This window comes from Streptococcus sp. KHUD_016 (assembly GCF_051106465.1).
In the GTDB taxonomy this organism is placed as follows: Bacteria; Bacillota; Bacilli; order Lactobacillales; family Streptococcaceae; genus Streptococcus.
The window spans coordinates 1,852,501-1,874,264 of sequence record NZ_CP193663.1 but is presented as its reverse complement, the minus strand read 5'-3'; the positions used below and the strand labels follow the sequence as shown (position 1 = coordinate 1,874,264).

14 protein-coding genes, 2 tRNA genes and 2 rRNA genes (1 of these 18 running past the window's edge) are annotated in these 21,764 nt (G+C 45.0%); 15 read left to right on the top strand and 3 right to left on the bottom strand.

Features of this window, described 5'->3' with window-relative positions; all coding sequences use genetic code 11:
• Window positions 1–50: 50 nt before the first annotated feature.
• A complete protein-coding gene (gene tyrS, locus ACORHV_RS09020; RefSeq protein WP_044020095.1) occupies window positions 51–1,307 on the bottom strand; it encodes a tyrosine--tRNA ligase in 1,257 nt (418 codons plus the stop codon).
• 140 nt (window positions 1,308–1,447) lie between these two features.
• On the opposite strand from tyrS, the gene pbp1b reads away from it, so the two are divergent.
• From pbp1b to ACORHV_RS08990, 6 genes are all read left to right on the top strand, one after another.
• Window positions 1,448–3,955 carry a penicillin-binding protein PBP1B gene (pbp1b, locus tag ACORHV_RS09015; RefSeq protein WP_434398190.1) on the top strand — a complete coding sequence of 836 codons (2,508 nt, stop codon included), beginning with the start codon at window positions 1,448–1,450 and terminating at the stop codon, window positions 3,953–3,955.
• Between the two features lie 77 nt (window positions 3,956–4,032).
• Entirely contained in the window at window positions 4,033–4,944 is a 912-nt protein-coding gene (locus ACORHV_RS09010) for a DMT family transporter (protein WP_008284424.1), read from the top strand.
• Between the two features lie 84 nt (window positions 4,945–5,028).
• Window positions 5,029–5,727 (top strand): 2,3,4,5-tetrahydropyridine-2,6-dicarboxylate N-acetyltransferase, encoded by a 699-nt coding sequence (dapD, locus tag ACORHV_RS09005; RefSeq protein ID WP_000127448.1) that lies wholly within the window; start codon window positions 5,029–5,031, stop codon window positions 5,725–5,727.
• Window positions 5,728–5,788: 61 nt separating this feature from the next.
• A complete protein-coding gene (locus tag ACORHV_RS09000) occupies window positions 5,789–6,919 on the top strand; it encodes an N-acetyldiaminopimelate deacetylase (RefSeq protein WP_000885096.1) in 1,131 nt (376 codons plus the stop codon).
• Between the two features lie 11 nt (window positions 6,920–6,930).
• Entirely contained in the window at window positions 6,931–7,470 is a 540-nt protein-coding gene (locus ACORHV_RS08995; protein ID WP_000642760.1) for a 5-formyltetrahydrofolate cyclo-ligase, read from the top strand.
• A complete protein-coding gene (locus ACORHV_RS08990; RefSeq protein ID WP_000658477.1) occupies window positions 7,454–8,134 on the top strand; it encodes a rhomboid family intramembrane serine protease in 681 nt (226 codons plus the stop codon). Before ACORHV_RS08995 ends, ACORHV_RS08990 begins: the two co-directional genes overlap by 17 nt.
• Before the next feature lie 118 nt (window positions 8,135–8,252).
• Here ACORHV_RS08990 and galU read toward each other — a convergent pair whose 3' ends face one another.
• Window positions 8,253–9,152: a UTP--glucose-1-phosphate uridylyltransferase GalU gene (gene galU, locus ACORHV_RS08985; protein ID WP_000811022.1), complete on the bottom strand. Its 900-nt coding sequence runs from the start codon at window positions 9,150–9,152 to the stop codon at window positions 8,253–8,255.
• A 21-nt stretch (window positions 9,153–9,173) separates the two neighbouring features.
• A complete protein-coding gene (locus ACORHV_RS08980) occupies window positions 9,174–10,190 on the bottom strand; it encodes an NAD(P)H-dependent glycerol-3-phosphate dehydrogenase (protein ID WP_000745029.1) in 1,017 nt (338 codons plus the stop codon).
• Between the two features lie 206 nt (window positions 10,191–10,396).
• Between ACORHV_RS08980 and ACORHV_RS08975 the strand changes: the two genes are divergently transcribed.
• From ACORHV_RS08975 to ACORHV_RS08935, 9 genes are all read left to right on the top strand, one after another.
• Complete coding sequence (locus ACORHV_RS08975; RefSeq protein ID WP_000905730.1) at window positions 10,397–12,103, top strand: ABC transporter ATP-binding protein; 1,707 nt, start codon at window positions 10,397–10,399, stop codon at window positions 12,101–12,103.
• Window position 12,104: 1 nt separating this feature from the next.
• Window positions 12,105–13,871: an ABC transporter ATP-binding protein gene (locus ACORHV_RS08970; RefSeq protein ID WP_000859993.1), complete on the top strand. Its 1,767-nt coding sequence runs from the start codon at window positions 12,105–12,107 to the stop codon at window positions 13,869–13,871.
• A gap of 138 nt (window positions 13,872–14,009) precedes the next feature.
• Window positions 14,010–14,699 (top strand): gamma-glutamyl-gamma-aminobutyrate hydrolase family protein, encoded by a 690-nt coding sequence (locus ACORHV_RS08965; RefSeq protein ID WP_033629221.1) that lies wholly within the window; start codon window positions 14,010–14,012, stop codon window positions 14,697–14,699.
• Between the two features lie 168 nt (window positions 14,700–14,867).
• Window positions 14,868–16,217 carry a glucose-6-phosphate isomerase gene (locus ACORHV_RS08960; protein WP_000018248.1) on the top strand — a complete coding sequence of 450 codons (1,350 nt, stop codon included), beginning with the start codon at window positions 14,868–14,870 and terminating at the stop codon, window positions 16,215–16,217.
• 127 nt (window positions 16,218–16,344) lie between these two features.
• Complete coding sequence (gltX, locus tag ACORHV_RS08955) at window positions 16,345–17,805, top strand: glutamate--tRNA ligase (protein ID WP_000031047.1); 1,461 nt, start codon at window positions 16,345–16,347, stop codon at window positions 17,803–17,805.
• Window positions 17,806–17,992: 187 nt separating this feature from the next.
• A tRNA-Glu gene (locus tag ACORHV_RS08950) sits at window positions 17,993–18,064 on the top strand.
• Window positions 18,065–18,294: 230 nt separating this feature from the next.
• A 16S ribosomal RNA gene (locus ACORHV_RS08945) occupies window positions 18,295–19,841 on the top strand.
• 51 nt (window positions 19,842–19,892) lie between these two features.
• Window positions 19,893–19,965: transfer RNA gene (locus tag ACORHV_RS08940), tRNA-Ala, on the top strand.
• Window positions 19,966–20,087: 122 nt separating this feature from the next.
• Window positions 20,088–21,764: ribosomal RNA gene (locus ACORHV_RS08935) — 23S ribosomal RNA — on the top strand (it continues 1,226 nt past the right edge of the window).
• Together the 16S and 23S rRNA genes with 2 tRNA genes alongside form the textbook arrangement of a ribosomal RNA operon.

Sequence of the window (21,764 nt, the reverse complement as noted above, 5' to 3'; positions counted from 1 at the left end):
TTACCTTTCTCGAGGGTAACTCCTTTGTTTATAGGTAAATGTTTAACAATTTAGTAAGTCAACACGAAGTATTTTTTCTTCCCGCGGCGGATAACAGTGAGTTCGTTTTCTAACTTATCTGCGTCACTCAAGACATAGTCAAGGTCTTGGATACGGTCGCCGTTGACGTAGATAGCTCCGTTTTGGACGTCTTCACGGGCTTGGCGTTTTGAATTCACCACACCAGATGACACGAGGAGTTCCACGATATTGTGGTTTTCGTCTGCTTTTACTTGGTAGTTTGGCACTCCACGAAGTCCTTGTTTGAGTTCTTTGACAGAAAGGTTTTTGATGTTTCCAGCAAAGAGTTGCTCGGTGATGTTAAGGGCTTCTTTGTAAGCTTCTTCTCCGTGAACAAGAGTCACGACTTCACGAGCGAGGACCTTTTGTGCCAAGCGTTCGTGTGGAGCCGCTTCAAACTCTTTGCGGATGTCTTCAATCTCATCGAGTGACAAGAAGGTAAAGATTTTCAAGAAGCGAACAGCGTCAGCATCCATCACGTTCATCCAGAATTGGTACATTTCGTATGGAGAAGTCTTTTCAGGGTTAAGCCAAACTGCGTTTCCTTCTGACTTACCAAATTTCTTACCAGTTGCGTCTGTGATGAGTGGAACAGTGATCACGTGACCAGTCTTGTCAGCCTTACGACGAAGCAATTCGGTACCAGCTGTCATATTTCCCCACTGGTCAGAACCACCGATTTGCAGAGTAACATTGTAGTCTTGGTTAAGGACATAGAAGTCGTACCCTTGCATGATTTGGTAGGCAAACTCAGTGTAAGAAATCCCTGTCTCGATCCGTTTCTTCACAGATTCCTTACTCATCATGTAGTTGACAGTGAAGTATTTTCCGACGTCACGGAGGAAGTCAATGAAGCTGATACTGCCAAACCAGTCGTAGTTGTTGACCATGACAGCCTTATTTTCACCATTTTCAAAGTCAAGAAAACGAGAAAGTTGCCCTTGGATAGACTTGACCCAGCCCTCTACTGTGTCTTTTGTTTGGAGACTACGCTCAGCATCTTTGAAGGACGGATCTCCGATGAGACCTGTAGCACCGCCAACGAGCGCATATGGTTTATGACCTGCTAACTGCAAGCGACGACTGGTCAAGATTGCGACAAGGTGGCCGAGGTGAAGGCTATCAGCAGTTGGATCGTAGCCAGTATAATAAGAAACTTGACCTTCTTCTAGGGCTTTACGCAAAGCTTCTTCATCAGTCGTTTGAAAAATCAAACCACGCTCTTTTAGCTCATCAAAAATGTGCATGTGTCTTTTCTCCTTTATAAAATATTGTTTCTACCTATTGTATCACAAACTCGGACAATAGCCTAGTGGAATAGGGAAGAAAGTGGCTATTTTATTGAAAGTTTCCCTTTTATGGTATAATAGAGAAAGCGAGGACATTCATGAAAGAAAGAATTAATGAATTAAAAACAAAAATGCTGCATTTTTTCCAGCAGCTAATGCAACGAATTGTAAAATGGAAGAAAAGACTAGCAAAAAAACTAGCTAATAAGAAAACCGGTAAAAAGGGGACCTCTTCTGACAAAGTTAGAAGGGCAGGGTCTATTTTTGCTAAGGTTTTGAGTGGGTTTAAAATAGTCTTTAATACTCTCTTTATCTTAGGCTTTATCGGTGGACTGTTTGGCGCTGGTGTAGCTATGGGTTATGGAGTCGCTCTATTTGACAAGGCCCAGGTACCTCAAGCAGAAGAGTTGGTCAAGCAAGTGAAGGATATTGCCTCTATTTCAGAAATCACTTATTCTGACGGCAGTACCATTGCCTCGATCGAGGGCGATTTATTGCGCACTTCAGTCGCTTCAGATGCTATCTCAGACAATCTTAAGAAAGCCATTGTTGCGACAGAGGACGAGCATTTCAATGAACACAAGGGAGTTGTGCCTAAGGCCGTTATTCGTGCGACTTTGGGAACCTTTGTCGGTCTAGGCTCGTCTAGTGGTGGTTCGACCTTGACCCAGCAGGTCATCAAGCAGCAAGTGGTGGGGGATGCTCCAACTCTGGCTCGTAAGGCTAAAGAGATTATTGATGCTCTAGCTTTAGAACGGGCCATGGGTAAGGATGAGATCTTGACAACCTACCTTAACATAGCTCCTTTTGGTCGCAATCATAAAGGTCAAAATATTGCAGGTGCCCAGCAGGCTGCAGAAGGAATCTTTGGGGTCAATGCTTCGGATTTAACGGTCCCTCAAGCAGCCTTTATCGCAGGATTGCCACAGAGTCCAATCAGTTATTCTCCTTATGAATCTGATGGTAGCATGAAGAGTGATGAGGACATGGCTTTGGGAATTAAGCGTGCCAAGGATGTCCTCTACAATATGTACCGAACAGGGGCTCTAAGTCAGGAAGACTACGATAAGTACAAAGATTATGACTTTAAGAAAGATTTCCTACCATCAGGTAGTGTTAGCGGTACTTCGCGTGACTATCTCTACTATGCAACCTTGGCAGAAGCTACTGATCGCATGTACGACTACCTCGTCCAACGAGATAATGTTTCTGCGCAAGAATTAAAGAATGAGTCCATTCAGAAATCCTATCGTGATCTAGCCGCTAAGGAAATTGAAAATGGTGGATATAAGATTACGACAACTATCAATAAAAATGTTCATGCTGCGATGCAAAATGCGGTTGCGACCTACGGCTATTTGCTAGATGATTCGACAGGCCAGCCTGAGGTGGGGAATGTCCTCATGGACAACCAAACGGGAGCTATCCTTGGATTTGTTGGTGGTCGTAATTATCAAGAAAATCAGAACAATCACGCTATCGATACCAAGCGTTCTCCAGCTTCAACCACAAAACCTATATTGGCCTATGGTATCGCTATTGACCAAGGTTTGATGGGAAGTGCAAGTATCTTGTCAAACTATCCTACCAACTTCTCAAATGGGAATCCCATCATGTATGTCAATAGTCCTGGTACGGGCATGATGACATTGGGAGAAGCCCTTAACTACTCATGGAATATCCCAGCCTACTGGACGTATCGTACGCTTCGAGAGAAGGGTGTTGATGTCAAAGGCTATATGGAAAAAATGGGTTACGAAATCCCAGAATATGGTATTGAAAGTTTACCGATGGGTGGGGGGATTGACGTTACAGTTGCCCAGCATACCAACGGGTATCAAACTCTGGCCAACAATGGAGTTTACCATAAGAAACATATGATCGCGAAGATCGAGTCAACGGATGGCCGATTGGTATACGAGCACAAGGATGAGCCTGTCCAAGTTTATTCAAAAGCGACAGCAACCATTATGCAAAGTCTCCTTCGGGATGTTATCTCGTCTCGGATTACCTCGAGTTTCCAGACGGACTTGACGACTATCAATCCATCCCTCGCTCGTGCTGACTGGATCGGAAAAACTGGTACGACCAATGAAGATGAAAATATGTGGCTCATGCTTTCTACACCTCGCTTGACTTTGGGTGGCTGGTTAGGTCACGACGACAACCGACCACTAGCCAAAGGAGCAGGTCACTACCGCAATGCCAACTATATGGCCCACTTGGTCAATGCCATTCAGCAAGCTGAACCTGGAATATGGGGGAATGAACGCTTTAATCTGGATCCAAGTGTGACCAAGTCGCAAGTTCTCCGATCTACAGGACAAAAACCAGGCAAGGTTTCCATCAATGGAAAAGAAATAGAAGTTTCTGGATCAACAGTAACGAGCTACTGGGCGACTAAAGAAGGCGCGCCAGTGACCACCTATCGCTTTGCTATTGGAGGAAGCGATGCAGATTATCTGAACGCATGGAAGAATATTCTAGGAAACATTCCAGCAGTGACTCCTCCAAGCTCAAGTTCAAGCAGTAGCTCTGGAAGTTCAAGTTCGAGTGGCAATACTCAAAGTGGTTCTTCAGGACGTTCACGTCTATTTAATCGTTAGGAAAGAGTAGTAGCAAGGTTAGTAATTTCTCCTTGTTGCTACTTTTTTCTTTGTTGGTTTCGTGTTACAATAATAATATGAATCATTATCAGAAAAAGATTGTTAAGGGAACAGTATATTCGCTACTCTCAGGCCTAATCTGGGGGATTTGTGGGATTTTAGGAGAGTATTTTTTCACTCATTATCCAGTGTCTTCTGGATGGATTACTTCTATGCGTTTACTAGTGGCGGGGAGTTTGGTTTTAGGTCTATCTGCCTTTCAGTTGCGTAGCCGCTTGTTGGACATCTGGCGTGATAAGAAAAATTATCTACCTTTTTTAGCCTATGCTATTCTAGGTATTTTTTCTGTGCAGTTTTTCTTCTATCTCTGCGTTGAGTATTCCAATGCGACGACGGCGACCATTTTGCAATTTATCAGCCCTGTTTTTATCCTGTTTTACAATCGAATCATTTACCAGAAGAAGGCTTCTATTACAGCTGTGTTCTATGTTTTGATTGCCATGCTAGGTGTTTTTTTGATGGCTACAAAAGGGGATTTGTCCCAGTTATCCATGACACCTTTGGCTCTAGTGACAGGTTTGCTCAGTGCAGTAGGGGTCATGTTTAATGTTATCCTTCCCCAACGCTTTGCACGGCGCTACGGATTTGTTCCGACTGTTGGTTGGGGGATGATTCTGGCAGGTCTCTTTAGTAATTTCCTCTACCCTATTTATCGGATAAGTTTTCAAGTGGATCTGGTAAGTGTGCTGATTTGTCTGACGATTGCCGTGTTTGGTACAGCTTTTGCCTTCTTCCTATCTATGAAGGCTGTGTCACTCGTTTCCCCGCTGGTTGTATCAGTGGTGAGTGCTAGCGAACCGCTCTCTTCAGCTTTATTAAGTGTTCTTTTTCTGGGAATGGTCATGGATGGTTTTTTGGCCTTAGCTATGGTGTTGATTATCGTTCCGATGATTTTTTTATCTGTAGAGGAAGCAAAACAAGCCCAGTAAAGATGATTATTTGATAGTTGAGGCTTCAAATTTGAAGCCTTTTTTGGTAGAATAGGTATCATTATAACGAACCAGGAGGCACCTATGACTGCTACAAAAATGAACGCTCAAGAAATTATCCAATTTATCGCCAATGCTGAAAAGAAAACCAGTGTCAAAGTAACCTTTGAAGGAGAACTTGCAACTGCTGTACCTAGCTCTGTTGTCAAACTAGGAAATGTTTTATTCGGAGACTGGAAGGATGTTGCTCCGCTTCTTGAAGGTTTGGTAGAAAATCAAGATTATGTTGTCGAGCAAGATGCTCGTAATTCTGCAGTTCCTTTGCTAGACAAACGTGCGATCAATGCTCGTATCGAGCCAGGTGCTATTATCCGTGACCAGGTTGAAATTGGTGACAATGCTGTTATCATGATGGGAGCTGTTGTCAATATCGGTGCTGAAATCGGTGCTGGAACCATGATTGACATGGGTGCCATCCTTGGAGGTCGTGCTATCGTTGGGAAAAACAGTCACGTTGGTGCAGGTGCAGTTTTGGCGGGTGTGATTGAGCCAGCTAGCGCTGAACCAGTCCGTGTCGGAGATAATGTTCTTATCGGTGCCAATGCAGTGGTGATCGAAGGGGTCCAAATCGGCAGTGGTTCAGTTGTTGCAGCAGGAGCTATTGTTACCCAAGATGTTCCAGAAAACGTGGTAGTGGCAGGTGTTCCAGCTCGTATCATCAAAGAAATTGATGCCCAAACCCAACAAAAAACAGCGCTAGAGGATGCGCTTCGTACCTTGTAAAAATAAAAAGAGGCGGATACTTCTTCCAGCCTCTTTCTTCTATCAAAAGGAGGATCGATAGATGTTAGATTTGATTCAGACTAGACGAGATTTACACCAGATTCCAGAGATTGGCTTGGAAGAGTTCAAGACTCAGGCTTATTTGCTGGATGTGATTGAGAAATTGACTACGGGCAAGGATTTTGTTCAAATTCGTATTTGGCGAACAGGGGTTTTGGTCTATTTGCAGGGAAGCCAGCCAAAGAAGACTATTGGCTGGCGAACAGATATTGATGGCCTGCCTATCGTCGAACAAACAGGACTGCCTTTCGCCTCTCAGCACCAAGGTCGCATGCATGCTTGTGGCCATGATTTTCATATGACTATTGCCTTAGGCTGTCTCGAACGCGCCCTGGAGGAACAACCCAAGAATAATTTGCTCTTTCTATTTCAGCCTGCTGAAGAAAATGAAGCTGGTGGCATGCTCATGTATGAGGACGGTGCTTTTGGAGACTGGCTACCAGACCAGTTTTATGGACTCCATGTTCGTCCGGATCTAAAGGTTGGACAGATTGCGACCAATACCCATACGCTCTTTGCAGGGACTTGTGAGGTGAAGATTCGTTTCAAAGGAAAAGGGGGACATGCAGCCTTTCCGCATGAAGCCAATGACGCCTTGGTGGCTGCTAGTTACTTTGTAACCCAAGTACAGTCAGTTGTCAGCCGCAATGTCAATCCCATCGAGGGAGCGGTGGTGACCTTTGGCCTTTTCCAAGCTGGAACAACCAATAATGTCATTACAGACACAGCCTTTTTGCATGGAACCATTCGCGCCTTGACTCAGGAAATGAGCCTCTTGGTACAAAAAAGAGTCAAGACAGTCGCAGAAGGGGTTGCAGCAGCCTTTGATATGGAAGTCGAAGTAGAACTCAAGCAAGGAGGCTACCTACCTGTTGAGAACAATCCAGCCTTGGCGCGTGAACTGATGGACTTTTTTGAAGAGAAAGATGGAATCGAGTTGATTGATATCGAGCCTGCTATGACAGGCGAGGACTTTGGTTATCTCCTTTCGAAGGTAGATGGCGTTATGTTCTGGCTAGGTATCGATAGTCCCTACGCTCTTCATCACCCTCAGATGAGTCCTAAGGAAGAAGCCATAGCCATTGGGGTAGATGCAGTCTCTAGTTTCTTAAAAAAGAAGGCAGCAGAGTAGAGGAATTGTCTATGAAAGCAGAACTACGCAAGAAAATTTTGCAAGAAATGAAGGCTTTATCTCAGGAGCAAAAACGGGCTATGGATCGAGCTTTAACCGAGCGTTTCTTACATCATCCCTTTTACCAAGAAGCTAAGAACATCGCAACCTATCTCTCTTTCCCTCATGAATTTCAAACGCAAGAACTGATTGAGCAGGCGCTGAAGGACGGCAAGAAGGTTTTGATACCCAAAACCTATCCCAAGGGGCGCATGGAGTTTGTGGTCTATCATCCGCAGCAGTTGGTAAAAACTTCCTTTGGTTTACTGGAACCGCAAGGAGACTTGGAAGTGGTGGAACTGTCTCAGATTGATTTGATTCATGTTCCAGGGCTAGCTTTTACGACAGAAGGCTATCGAATCGGATATGGTGGAGGATACTACGACCGCTATCTAGAACATTTTACTGGTCATACTTTGAGTACGGTTTATCCTTGTCAAATTCAGGAGTTTAACTTGGAAGACCATGATATTCCCGTCCAGGAGGTGCTAATCTATGAAGGAAATCTTTGATAAACGTTATCCTGTGACTAGTTTCTTCCTCCTAGTAACCGCATTGGTCTTTCTCTTGATGTTGGTTCTTACAGGTTTAAATTTTGAACGAGCAGATACCTTGCTTCAGTTTGGAGCCATGTATGGACCGATCATTCGCCTGTTCCCTGAGCAGATTTGGCGCCTTTTTTCGGCTATATTTGTGCATATTGGATGGGAGCATTTCATTGTCAATATGATTTCGCTCTACTTTCTTGGACGACAGGTTGAGGAGATTTTCGGCTCCAAGCAGTTCTTCCTTCTCTATCTCTTATCAGGAATGATGGGCAATCTCTTTGTGTTTGCATTTACACCGAAAGTTGTCGCAGCTGGAGCATCCACTTCTCTCTACGGGTTATTTGCTGCGATTATCGTCCTGCGTTACGCAACTCGCAACCCCTATATTCAGCAGTTGGGGCAATCCTATCTGACACTTTTCGTGATAAATATCATTGGAAGTGTTCTGATTCCAGGAATCAGCCTAGCAGGCCATATCGGAGGTGCAGTAGGCGGTGCCTTTCTAGCAGTCATCTTTCCAGTCAAATGGGAGAGAAGGATGTACAGTACCAGCCAGCGAATCGGAGCAACTGTACTTTTTATCGCACTAGCCATTTTCCTTTGCTATAAGGGAATGACCTATGTGTAGGGGGGATAGTTAAATGCGAGCACCGATTCGGTTGCTAATAAGTCATCTGCAAAGATGGCTTTTTTGTTGCAATCGTCAACAAAAAACAAAGCCCTTATTTAAGAGCTTTGTTTTTCTTCTATTCTCCCTCAGCTAACTCTTTTCCGAGTTGGATGAGGTAGTCTTTCAAGTCATCTTTAACTTGGGGGTGTTTGAGAGCGTAGTCGATGGAGGTTTTCATAAAGCCAAACTTATCTCCGACATCGTAACGAGCCCCTTTGAACTCACGAGCAAATACACGTTGTGTTTTATTGAGGGTATCGATTGCATCTGTCAGCTGAATTTCATTTCCTGCACCTGGAGCTTGGTTTTCGAGGATTTGGAAAATTTCAGGAGTGAGGAGGTAGCGTCCGATGATAGCAAGGTCGCTAGGAGCATCCTCTGGTGCAGGTTTTTCAACGAAGGTTTCAACGCTATAAAGGCCGTCTTTTCCTTCGCCTTGTGGAGCAATAACCCCGTAAGCAGAGACTTCGTCGTGAGGGACTGGCATAACAGCGATAGTAGACGCGTGGGTACGCTCGTAGTCATCCATGAGTTGTTTGGTAAGTGGAACAGCCTTTTCGTCCGTGATATCCATCAAATCATCACCAAGCATAACGACAAAAGGTTCATTTCCAACGAAAGCTTTGGCTTGCAAAACAGCATCGCCGAGACCACGTGGATGTGTTTGGCGGATAAAATGCAGGCGCATGCCGGTTGTCTCATCAACCAGCTTCAAAAGATCGGTTTTCCCTTTTTCTTTAAGGTTATATTCCAATTCGAAGTTTGAATCGAAGTGGTCCTCGATGGAACGTTTTGACTTACCAGTAACAACCAAGATGTCTTCGATTCCAGATTTGAGGGCTTCTTCAACGATAAACTGGATAGTTGGCTTGTCTACGATTGGCAACATTTCCTTGGCCAAGGCCTTAGTTGCTGGGAGGAAGCGAGTTCCCAATCCAGCTGCAGGGATGACTGCTTTTCTGACTTTTTGTTTCATGATGTTCCTTTCTATAAGGGTCTACGACCATTCGTTTTCTGCTTTAAATTCATTGCTCATGATGTCAGTGATTGCTTCTTTGATGTTGACACCTTCGTAGATGACTCGGTAAATAGCCTGTGTGATTGGCATGTAGACACCCAATTCCTGAGCCAGCTCGTAAGCTGCTCGAGTTGTTGAAATGCCTTCGATGACCATGCCCATGTTTGCTTCGATGTCTGCGAGGGATTCTCCACGACCGAGAGCATCACCGGCCCTCCAGTTACGAGAGTGGACAGATGTCCCCGTTACGATCAAATCCCCAACTCCAGAAAGCCCGCTATAAGTCAGAGGATTGGCTCCAAGAGCGACCCCTAGACGGGTGATTTCAGCCAAGCCACGGGCAATGATAGCCGCCTTGGCATTGTCGCCAAATCCTAGACCATGTAGTGCTCCAGCGCCAACTGCGATGATGTTTTTGAGAGCACCAGCGGTTTCAACTCCGATAACATCCGTATTAGTATAGAGACGGAAGTAGTGATTGCTAAAGAGATTTTGGACGTACTGGGCAGTTTCAAGATCTTTGGAGGCTGCGGTAATCAAAGTAATATCGCGTACAATCGTTTCCTCAGCATGGCTAGGTCCTGAAACAACAACGACTTCACTACGAAGGTCAGCTGGAATTTCCTCTTCAAGAATAGTTGATAGACGTTTGTGGCTATCTGGTTCCAATCCTTTGGAGGCATGCATGATGACAACCTTGTGATTGAGCACCTTTGCTACTTGTTGGGCAACCAGTCTCGTTACTTTTGTTGGGACTACAAATAAAACAGCATCCACATCCTTGAGTGTTTCTTCCAAGTCATGATAGGCTTTGATTTTTTCGTCGAGTAGGATATCTTTGAAGTAGCGTTTGTTTGTATGTTGGTTATTGATTTCATCAATTTGGTCAGAAATATTTCCCCAAATTCGAACCTCGTGTCCATTGTCGTTTAGGACCTGCGAAAGGGCAGTTCCCCAAGAACCAGGACCCAAGACAGCGATGGTTTGTTTCTTCATCTTTTCCTCCTTGTAAGAGTTCTTCCTTTCATTTTACCATAAAAAGCCTTTTCATGCATCACCTGTAGATGAAAGCGCACTAATTTATAATAAGGAGACTTCTTTGACAAGATGTCTCTTTTTTGCTAGAATAGCATCAATATGAACGAATGAGAAGGAGCTGACGCAGGATGTCGCTCCCTTTATCTATTTTATTAGGAGGAAATATGCTCATTAAAAAAATAAAAACCTATAAATGGCAAGCCTTGGCATCCTTAATGATGACAGGCTTGATGGTTGCGAGTTCGCTCTTGCAACCGCGCTATTTGCAAGAGGTGTTAGAGGCTTTGTTGGCCGGACAAAATGAGGCTATTTATAGTATTGGCGCTTGGTTGATAGGAGTAGCCCTAGTCGGTCTGGTTGCAGGTGGGGTCAATGTAACGCTTGCAGCCTACATTGCTCAAGGAGTGTCTTCGGACCTTCGTGAAGACGCTTTTCGCAAGATCCAGACTTTTTCTTATGCCAATATCGAGCAATTCAATGCGGGTAACCTTGTCGTCCGTATGACCAATGATATCAACCAAATTCAGAACGTGGTGATGATGGCTTTTCAAATTCTTTTCCGTCTCCCTCTTCTCTTTATCGGTTCCTTTATCTTGGCGGTTCACACTCTTCCGTCGCTTTGGTGGGTGATTGTCCTCATGGTGCTCCTAATCTTTGCACTAACTGCCATCATGATGGGGATGATGGGGCCACGATTTGCCAAATTTCAAACCCTTCTTGAACGGATCAATGCTATCGCTAAGGAAAATCTACGTGGTGTGCGCGTAGTCAAATCCTTTGTACAAGAAAAAGCACAATTTGACAAATTTACCGAGGTTTCTGATGAACTTCTCGGCCAAAATCTTTATATCGGTTATGCCTTCTCAGTTATAGAACCCGTTATGATGCTAGTCGGCTATGGAGCGGTCTTTCTCTCTATCTGGTTGGTAGCAGGCATGGCTCAGTCAGATCCGTCTGTAGTGGGCTCGATTGCTTCCTTTATCAACTATCTCAGCCAGATTATCTTTACTATTATCATGGTTGGATTTTTAGGAAATTCTGTCAGCCGTGCCATGATTTCTTTGCGTCGTATCCGTGAGATTCTAGATACCGAGCCAGCGATGACCTTTAAAGATCTCCCAGATGAAGAGTTAGAAGGAAGTCTCTCTTTTGAAAATGTGACCTTCACCTATCCCAATGATGACGAACCTATGCTGAAGAATGTAACCTTTGATGTTGCGCCTGGTCAGATGGTCGGTGTGGTTGGAGCGACTGGAGCAGGGAAGTCCACTCTAGCTCAGTTAATTCCACGACTGTTTGATCCACAGGAGGGATCTATTAAGATTGGTGGCAAGGATATTCGAGACGTCAGCGAGGGAACCTTACGTAAAACAGTTTCCATTGTCTTGCAACGTGCTATTCTCTTTAGTGGGACCATTGCAGATAATCTTCGTCAAGGGAAAGGCAATGCCAGCGTGTCAGAAATGGAACGTGCAGCACGAATTGCCCAAGCCAGCGAATTTATCGGACGCATGGAAAACAAATTTGAGAGTCAGGTCGAAGAGCGAGGCACCAATTTTTCTGGTGGACAAAAACAACGGATGTCCATTGCCCGTGGGATTGTCAGCAATCCCCGTATCCTGATTTTTGACGATTCGACTTCAGCCTTGGATGCTAAGTCAGAGAGACTCGTACAGGAAGCTTTGAATAAAGACCTGAAAGGGACGACAACCATTATCATCGCTCAAAAGATTAGTTCAGTCGTCCATGCAGACAAGATTTTGGTCTTGGACCAAGGACGCTTGATTGGAGAAGGACGGCATGCAGACTTGGTAGCTAACAATGCCGTCTACCGCGAAATCTACGAAACACAAAAGGGAAAGGAGGAATAAAATGAAAACCGTTCGATTTTTCTGGAATTATTTTAAAGTTTACAAGTTCTCCTTTGTCATTGTGGTTCTGATGGTTGCAGTTGCGACGATTGCCCAAGCCCTCTTTCCAGTTTTTTCAGGTCAAGCAGTGACGGAGCTCGCTAACCTAGTTCTGGCTTATCAAAATGGAACTTCCGAACTAGCCTGGCAGAGTTTGTCAGCTCTGATGCTGAATCTAGCTCTGGTTGTTCTCGCCCTAGTGGTATCCAGTTTGATTTACATGACCTTGATGACCCGTGTGATTGCTGAGTCAACAAATGAGATGCGTAAGGGCCTCTTTGGCAAACTCTCTCGTTTGACGGTTTCTTTCTTTGACCGCCATCAGGATGGCGACATCCTTTCTCGCTTCACGAGTGACTTGGATAACATCCTTCAAGCCTTCAATGAAAGCCTAGTTCAGGTCATGAGCAATATTGCTCTTTACATCGGTTTGATTTTTGTCATGTTTTCAAGAAATGTGACGCTAGCCCTGATAACAGTAGCCAGCACCCCAGTGGCCTTTCTCATGTTGGTTTTCATCGTGAAGATGGCCCGCAAGTACACCAATCTCCAGCAAAAAGAGGTTGGGAAACTCAACGCCTACATGGATGAGAGTATTTCTGGACAGAAAGCTGTTATCGTACAAGGAATTCAAGACGACATCGTAGCAGGCTTTGTGGAGCAAAATGAGCGCGTGCGCAAGGCAACCTTTAAAGGGAGAATGTTCTCAGGCATCCTCTTTCCTGTTATGAATGGGATGAGCTTGGTCAATACGGCCATCGTTATTTTTGCAGGTTCTGCGGTCTTGCTGAACGATCCAAGTATCGAAACAACGACAGCCCTAGGTTTGATCGTCATGTTTACCCAATTTTCTCAGCAGTACTACCAGCCGATTATCCAGGTGGCTGCGAGTTGGGGGAGCCTCCAGTTGGCCTTTACTGGGGCGGATCGTATCCAAGAAATGTTCGATGCAGAAGAAGAGATTCGTCCGCAAAATGCGCCTGCCTTTACGGAATTGCGAGAAGGCGTTGAAATCAGTCACATTGATTTCTCTTATGTGCCAGACAAGCCGATTTTAAAAGATGTCAGCATTTCAGCTCCTAAGGGGCAGATGATAGCAGTTGTCGGTCCGACTGGTTCGGGAAAAACAACCATCATGAACCTCATCAATCGTTTCTACGATGTGGATGCAGGTAGCATTTCCTTTGATGGAAAAGACATCCGTGACTATGACTTGGATAGCCTGCGGAGCAAGGTCGGGATTGTCTTGCAGGATTCGGTCTTGTTTAGTGGGACAATCCGAGACAATATCCGCTTCGGTGTACCAGATGCCAGTCAGGAAATGGTCGAAGCAGCTGCCAAGGCAACTCATATTCATGACTACATTGAAAGCCTGCCTGATAAGTATGATACCCTTATTGATGATGAGCAGAATATCTTCTCGACTGGGCAGAAACAATTGATTTCCATCGCTCGGACCTTGATGACAGATCCTCAAGTCCTAATCTTAGATGAAGCGACTTCCAATGTCGATACCGTAACAGAAAGCAAGATTCAACATGCCATGGAGGCAGTTGTAGCAGGACGAACCAGTTTTGTCATTGCCCATCGTCTCAAGACCATCCTCAATGCCGATCAGATTATTGTCCTCAAAGATGGAGAGGTCATTGAACGTGGGAATCATCACGAGTTGCTCAAACTCGGCGGTTTCTACTCAGAACTCTATCACAATCAATTTGTATTTGAATAAGAAAAAAGTTGTCCTTTTGGGCAGCTTTTTCTTATCCATAAAAAATACTTATCACGGTCTTTTAAAAAACATATTAGACAGGAAAGGGTTGGAGTGATAAGATAAGACTGTCGCAAGAAAATCGAAAGGAGACACATCATGGCTAGAACGGTTGTAGGAGTTGCTGCAAATCTATGTCCTGTAGATGCAGAAGGGAAAAACATTCATTCATCTGTATCCTGTAAATTTGCAGAGAGCATTCGTCAAGTCGGAGGTCTTCCTTTAGTAATTCCTGTAGGGGATGAGTCCATTGTTCGCGATTATGTGGAAATGATTGACAAACTCATCTTGACAGGTGGGCAAAATGTCCATCCTCAGTTTTATGGAGAGAAAAAGACCATTGAGAGCGATGATTACAACCTTGTACGCGATGAGTTTGAACTAGCTCTCTTGAAAGAAGCCCTTCGTCAGAATAAACCAATTATGGCAATCTGTCGTGGTGTCCAGCTGGTCAATGTTGCTTTTGGCGGCACCCTCCACCAAGAAATTGAAGGTCACTGGCAAGGCTTGCCTTTTGGAACATCTCATTCTATTGAGACAGTAGAAGGAAGCGTGGTGGCTAAGTTGTTTGGCAAAGAAAGTCAAGTAAATTCAGTCCATCGTCAAAGCATCAAAGACCTGGCGCCTAATTTCCGTGTGACTGCTATTGATCCAAGAGATCAGACCATCGAAGCGATCGAGTCTGTCGACGAGCATCGTATCATCGGCTTGCAGTGGCACCCAGAGTTTCTGGTCAATGAAGAAGACGGCAATTTAGAACTCTTTGAGTATTTATTAAATGAATTGTAACGGTTAGAATCTCTAGCCGTTTTTATTCGTCCTTTCAGATTTTTTATATTTTAGCATTTTTACGCAAACGTTTGAATTGTGATAAAATTTGAGGAAATTCAGTATAAAAACTTGAAAAAATTGCTGGTAAGCGTTATGATAGTAAAGAAGAAATTATGGAGGATTATCATGTCACATATTAAATTTGATTATTCAAAAGTTTTAGACAAATTTGTTGCCCCACATGAAGTGGAATACATGCAAGCACAAGTAACAGCTGCAGACGAACTGATTCGTAAAGGAACTGGTGCTGGTAGCGACTTTTTGGGTTGGTTGGACCTTCCTGAAAACTACGACCGCGAAGAATTCGACCGCATCTTGAAAGCTGCTGAGCAAATCAAATCAGACAGCGATGTCTTGGTTGTAATTGGTATCGGTGGATCTTACCTTGGTGCCAAAGCAGCTATCGACTTCTTGAACCACCACTTTGCTAACTTGCAAACAAAAGAAGAACGCAAAGCTCCACAAATCCTTTACGCAGGAAACTCAATCTCATCTACTTACCTTGCTGACTTGGTAGAGTACGTAGCTGACAAAGACTTCTCAGTAAACGTGATTTCTAAATCAGGTACAACAACTGAACCAGCGATCGCTTTCCGTGTCTTCAAAGAACTCTTGGTTAAGAAATACGGACAAGAAGAAGCTAACAAACGTATCTACGCAACAACTGACCGCCAAAAAGGTGCTGTTAAGGTTGAAGCAGATGCCAACGGTTGGGAAACATTTGTGGTTCCAGATGATATCGGTGGACGCTTCTCAGTATTGACAGCAGTTGGATTGCTTCCAATCGCAGCATCAGGTGCAGACATCAAAGCTCTTATGGAAGGTGCGAACGCAGCTCGTAAAGACTATACTTCAGACAAACTTTCAGAAAATGAAGCTTACCAATACGCAGCAGTTCGTAACATCCTTTACCGTAAAGGTTACGCTACTGAAATCTTGGTAAACTACGAGCCATCACTTCAATACTTCTCAGAATGGTGGAAACAATTGGCTGGTGAGTCAGAAGGGAAAGACCAAAAAGGTATTTACCCAACTTCAGCAAACTTCTCAACTGACTTGCACTCATTGGGTCAATTTATCCAAGAAGGAACTCGTATCATGTTTGAAACAGTTGTCCGTGTGGACAAACCACGTAAGAACGTGATCATTCCTACTTTGGAAGAAGACCTTGACGGACTTGGTTACCTTCAAGGAAAAGACGTTGACTTTGTAAACAAAAAAGCAACTGACGGTGTTCTTCTTGCCCACACTGACGGTGATGTACCAAACATGTACGTCACCCTTCCAGAGCAAGATGCCTTCACTCTTGGTTACACGATCTACTTCTTCGAATTGGCAATTGCCCTTTCAGGTTACTTGAATGCCATCAACCCATTTGACCAACCAGGTGTTGAAGCCTACAAACGTAACATGTTTGCCCTTCTTGGAAAACCAGGATTTGAAGAATTGAGCAAAGAGCTTAACGCACGTCTATAATAGAAGAAAAGAGTGGCTTGTCCACTCTTTTTACTCTCTTTATTCGTAGACATTGGACTCAGGCGAGACTTGTGATATAATATAGAAAGCAAAAAGGCAGACGCCTAGAGACTTTATAGGAGAAACTATGTCAAAAGATATCCGCGTACGCTACGCACCAAGTCCAACAGGACTCCTACACATCGGAAATGCCCGTACAGCATTGTTTAACTACCTTTACGCACGCCATCATGGTGGAACTTTTATCATTCGTATCGAAGATACTGACCGTAAACGCCATGTCGAGGATGGTGAACGTTCACAGCTTGAAAATCTTCGCTGGTTGGGAATTGACTGGGATGAAAGTCCAGAAACTCATGAAAACTACCGCCAATCAGAGCGTTTGGAACTCTATCAAAGATACATCGACCAATTGCTAGCTGAAGGAAAAGCCTACAAATCGTACGTTACAGAAGAAGAGTTGGCAGCAGAGCGCGAACGCCAAGAAGAAGCTGGCGAAACACCACGCTACATCAATGAATATCTTGGCATGAGCGAAGAAGAAAAGGCGGCTTACATTGCAGAACGTGAAGCAGCCGGTATCATCCCAACTGTTCGTTTGGCTGTTAATGAATCTGGTATCTACAAATGGCATGATATGGTCAAAGATGATATCGAGTTTGAAGGTGGCAACATCGGCGGTGACTGGGTGATTCAGAAGAAAGATGGCTACCCAACTTACAACTTTGCCGTTGTCATCGATGATCATGACATGCAAATTTCCCATGTTATTCGCGGAGATGACCACATTGCCAACACCCCAAAACAGCTCATGGTTTATGAAGCGCTTGGTTGGGATGCACCTGAGTTCGGTCACATGACCTTGATTATCAACTCTGAAACTGGTAAGAAGTTATCTAAACGCGATACTAATACCCTTCAATTTATCGAAGACTACCGTAAGAAAGGGTACCTTCCAGAAGCAGTCTTTAACTTTATTGCCCTTCTTGGTTGGAATCCTGGTGGGGAAGATGAAATCTTCTCTCGTGAAGAACTCATCAAGCTCTTTGATGAAAATCGCCTCAGCAAGTCTCCAGCAGCCTTCGACCAGAAGAAACTAGACTGGATGAGTAACGACTACATCAAGAGAGCTGACTTAGCAACTATCTTTGAGATGGCAAAACCATTCCTAGAAGAAGCAGGACGTTTGACTGATAAGGCTGAAAAATTGGTGGAACTCTATAAACCACAAATGAAGTCAGTGGACGAAATCGTTCCATTGACAGACCTTTTCTTCTCAGATTTCCCAGAACTGACAGATGCTGAGCGCGAGGTCATGGCAGGAGAAACCGTTCCGGTTGTTCTAGAAGCCTTCAAAGCGAAACTAGAAGCAATGACAGATGAGGAGTTTGTGACAGAAAACATCTTCCCACAAATCAAAGCAGTCCAAAAAGAAACAGGTATTAAAGGTAAGAATCTATTTATGCCAATCCGTATCGCCGTTTCAGGTGAAATGCATGGACCAGAATTACCAGACACCATTTTCTTGCTCGGACGTGAAAAATCAATTCAGCATATTGAAAACATGCTGAAGCAGATTTCTAAATAAGTAGGAAAAATATAGGGATATGAGCTCATCCTTTCTTGGAGAGTAAGAGAAGGCCCTTTGAATTAAAAATCAAAAGAGTCAGATAGTCTGGCTCTTTTTGATTGTCTTCCAAGAATTTGTATAGGATGGAAAAAAGTTCTTGACAAAGGGAGAAAAGAAGGTATAATAGAAAGAGTCGAAAAGCTCAGGTCCGTTGGTCAAGGGGTTAAGACACCGCCTTTTCACGGCGGTAACACGGGTTCGAATCCCGTACGGACTATGGGTGTATTGTGGTTAAAAAAACTTGAAAAAAGTTTAAAAAATCTGTTGACAGAGACAGATGGCTGTGATATACTAATATAGTTGTCGCTTGAGAGAGAATGAGTGACAAAGACCTTTGAAAACTGAACAAGACGAACCAATGTGCAGGGCACTATAACTGATGTTATAGTACTGAACAATGAAAAACAATAAATCTGTCAGTGACAGAAATGAGTGAGAACTCAAACTTTTAATGAGAGTTTGATCCTGGCTCAGGACGAACGCTGGCGGCGTGCCTAATACATGCAAGTAGAACGCTGAAGGAGGAGCTTGCTTCTCTGGATGAGTTGCGAACGGGTGAGTAACGCGTAGGTAACCTGCCTGGTAGCGGGGGATAACTATTGGAAACGATAGCTAATACCGCATAAAATTGATTATTGCATGATAGTCAATTAAAAGGTGCAATTGCATCACTACCAGATGGACCTGCGTTGTATTAGCTAGTTGGTGAGGTAACGGCTCACCAAGGCAACGATACATAGCCGACCTGAGAGGGTGATCGGCCACACTGGGACTGAGACACGGCCCAGACTCCTACGGGAGGCAGCAGTAGGGAATCTTCGGCAATGGACGGAAGTCTGACCGAGCAACGCCGCGTGAGTGAAGAAGGTTTTCGGATCGTAAAGCTCTGTTGTAAGAGAAGAACGAGTGTGAGAGTGGAAAGTTCACACTGTGACGGTATCTTACCAGAAAGGGACGGCTAACTACGTGCCAGCAGCCGCGGTAATACGTAGGTCCCGAGCGTTGTCCGGATTTATTGGGCGTAAAGCGAGCGCAGGCGGTTAGATAAGTCTGAAGTTAAAGGCTGTGGCTTAACCATAGTACGCTTTGGAAACTGTTTAACTTGAGTGCAAGAGGGGAGAGTGGAATTCCATGTGTAGCGGTGAAATGCGTAGATATATGGAGGAACACCGGTGGCGAAAGCGGCTCTCTGGCTTGTAACTGACGCTGAGGCTCGAAAGCGTGGGGAGCAAACAGGATTAGATACCCTGGTAGTCCACGCCGTAAACGATGAGTGCTAGGTGTTAGACCCTTTCCGGGGTTTAGTGCCGCAGCTAACGCATTAAGCACTCCGCCTGGGGAGTACGACCGCAAGGTTGAAACTCAAAGGAATTGACGGGGGCCCGCACAAGCGGTGGAGCATGTGGTTTAATTCGAAGCAACGCGAAGAACCTTACCAGGTCTTGACATCCCTCTGACCGCTCTAGAGATAGAGTTTTCCTTCGGGACAGAGGTGACAGGTGGTGCATGGTTGTCGTCAGCTCGTGTCGTGAGATGTTGGGTTAAGTCCCGCAACGAGCGCAACCCCTATTGTTAGTTGCCATCATTCAGTTGGGCACTCTAGCGAGACTGCCGGTAATAAACCGGAGGAAGGTGGGGATGACGTCAAATCATCATGCCCCTTATGACCTGGGCTACACACGTGCTACAATGGCTGGTACAACGAGTCGCAAGCCGGTGACGGCAAGCTAATCTCTTAAAGCCAGTCTCAGTTCGGATTGTAGGCTGCAACTCGCCTACATGAAGTCGGAATCGCTAGTAATCGCGGATCAGCACGCCGCGGTGAATACGTTCCCGGGCCTTGTACACACCGCCCGTCACACCACGAGAGTTTGTAACACCCGAAGTCGGTGAGGTAACCTTTTAGGAGCCAGCCGCCTAAGGTGGGATAGATGATTGGGGTGAAGTCGTAACAAGGTAGCCGTATCGGAAGGTGCGGCTGGATCACCTCCTTTCTAAGGATAAGGAACTGCACATTGGTCTTGTTTAGTCTTGAGAGGTCTTGTGGGGCCTTAGCTCAGCTGGGAGAGCGCCTGCTTTGCACGCAGGAGGTCAGCGGTTCGATCCCGCTAGGCTCCATTGGTGAGAGATCACCAAGTAATGCACATTGAAAATTGAATATCTATATCAAATAGTAACAAGAAAATAAACCGAAACGCTGTAGTATTAAAAGAGTTTATGACTGAAAGGTCAAAAAATAAGGTTAAGTTAATAAGGGCGCACGGTGGATGCCTTGGCACTAGGAGCCGAAGAAGGACGTGACAAACGACGATATGCCTTGGGTAGCTGTAAGTAAGCGATGATCCAGGGATTTCCGAATGGGGGAACCCAACAGGTACTACCTGTTACCCGCATCTGTTAAGGATGTGAGGAGGAAGACGCAGTGAACTGAAACATCTAAGTAGCTGCAGGAAGAGAAAGCAAAAGCGATTGCCTTAGTAGCGGCGAGCGAAACGGCAGGAGGGCAAACCGAAGAGTTTACTCTTCGGGGTTGTAGGACTGCAATGTGGACTCAAAGATTATAGAAGAATGATTTGGGAAGATCAGCCAAAGAGAGTAATAGCCTCGTATTTAAAATAGTCTTTGTACCTAGCAGTATCCTGAGTACGGCGGGACACGTGAAATCCCGTCGGAATCTGGGAGGACCATCTCCCAACCCTAAATACTCCCTAGTGACCGATAGTGAACCAGTACCGTGAGGGAAAGGTGAAAAGCACCCCGGGAGGGGAGTGAAATAGAACCTGAAACCGTGTGCCTACAACAAGTTCGAGCCCGTTAATGGGTGAGAGCGTGCCTTTTGTAGAATGAACCGGCGAGTTACGATATGATGCGAGGTTAAGTTGAAGAGACGGAGCCGCAGGGAAACCGAGTCTGAATAGGGCGCCTTAGTATCATGTCGTAGACCCGAAACCATGTGACCTACCCATGAGCAGGTTGAAGGTGCGGTAAGACGCACTGGAGGACCGAACCAGGGCACGTTGAAAAGTGCTTGGATGACTTGTGGGTAGCGGAGAAATTCCAAACGAACTTGGAGATAGCTGGTTCTCTCCGAAATAGCTTTAGGGCTAGCGTCGACATAAAGATTCTTGGAGGTAGAGCACTGTTTGGGTGAGGGGTCCATCCCGGATTACCAATCTCAGATAAACTCCGAATGCCAATGAATTATGGTCGGCAGTCAGACTGCGAGTGCTAAGATCCGTAGTCGAAAGGGAAACAGCCCAGACCACCAGCTAAGGTCCCAAAATAATTGTTAAGTGGAAAAGGATGTGGGGTTGCACAGACAACTAGGATGTTAGCTTAGAAGCAGCTATTCATTCAAAGAGTGCGTAATAGCTCACTAGTCGAGTGACCCTGCGCCGAAAATGTACCGGGGCTAAAACAATTTACCGAAGCTGTGGATACCTTTATAGGTATGGTAGGAGAGCGTTCTATGTGTGAAGAAGGTATACCGTGAGGAGTGCTGGAACGCATAGAAGTGAGAATGCCGGTATGAGTAGCGAAAGACAGGTGAGAATCCTGTCCACCGTAAGACTAAGGTTTCCAGGGGAAGGCTCGTCCGCCCTGGGTTAGTCGGGACCTAAGGAGAGACCGAAAGGTGTATCCGATGGACAACAGGTTGATATTCCTGTACTAGAGTATGTAGTGATGGAGGGACGCAGTAGGCTAACTAAAGCAGACGAATGGAAGTGTCTGTCTAAGCAGTGAGGTGTGATATGAGTCAAATGCTTATATCTATAACATTGAGCTGTGATGGGGAGCGAAGTTTAGTAGCGAAGTTAGTGACGTCACACTGCCAAGAAAAGCTTCTAGCGTTTAAACATACTCTACCCGTACCGCAAACCGACACAGGTAGTCGAGGCGAGTAGCCTCAGGTGAGC

Coding starts and splice junctions, on each gene's coding strand:
- tyrS (WP_044020095.1), bottom strand. CDS start 1,307: ATGCACATTTTTGATGAGCTAAAAGAGCGTGGTTTGATTTTTCAAACG.
- pbp1b (WP_434398190.1), top strand. CDS start 1,448: ATGAAAGAAAGAATTAATGAATTAAAAACAAAAATGCTGCATTTTTTC.
- ACORHV_RS09010 (WP_008284424.1), top strand. CDS start 4,033: ATGAATCATTATCAGAAAAAGATTGTTAAGGGAACAGTATATTCGCTA.
- dapD (WP_000127448.1), top strand. CDS start 5,029: ATGACTGCTACAAAAATGAACGCTCAAGAAATTATCCAATTTATCGCC.
- ACORHV_RS09000 (WP_000885096.1), top strand. CDS start 5,789: ATGTTAGATTTGATTCAGACTAGACGAGATTTACACCAGATTCCAGAG.
- ACORHV_RS08995 (WP_000642760.1), top strand. CDS start 6,931: ATGAAAGCAGAACTACGCAAGAAAATTTTGCAAGAAATGAAGGCTTTA.
- ACORHV_RS08990 (WP_000658477.1), top strand. CDS start 7,454: ATGAAGGAAATCTTTGATAAACGTTATCCTGTGACTAGTTTCTTCCTC.
- galU (WP_000811022.1), bottom strand. CDS start 9,152: ATGAAACAAAAAGTCAGAAAAGCAGTCATCCCTGCAGCTGGATTGGGA.
- ACORHV_RS08980 (WP_000745029.1), bottom strand. CDS start 10,190: ATGAAGAAACAAACCATCGCTGTCTTGGGTCCTGGTTCTTGGGGAACT.
- ACORHV_RS08975 (WP_000905730.1), top strand. CDS start 10,397: ATGCTCATTAAAAAAATAAAAACCTATAAATGGCAAGCCTTGGCATCC.
- ACORHV_RS08970 (WP_000859993.1), top strand. CDS start 12,105: ATGAAAACCGTTCGATTTTTCTGGAATTATTTTAAAGTTTACAAGTTC.
- ACORHV_RS08965 (WP_033629221.1), top strand. CDS start 14,010: ATGGCTAGAACGGTTGTAGGAGTTGCTGCAAATCTATGTCCTGTAGAT.
- ACORHV_RS08960 (WP_000018248.1), top strand. CDS start 14,868: ATGTCACATATTAAATTTGATTATTCAAAAGTTTTAGACAAATTTGTT.
- gltX (WP_000031047.1), top strand. CDS start 16,345: ATGTCAAAAGATATCCGCGTACGCTACGCACCAAGTCCAACAGGACTC.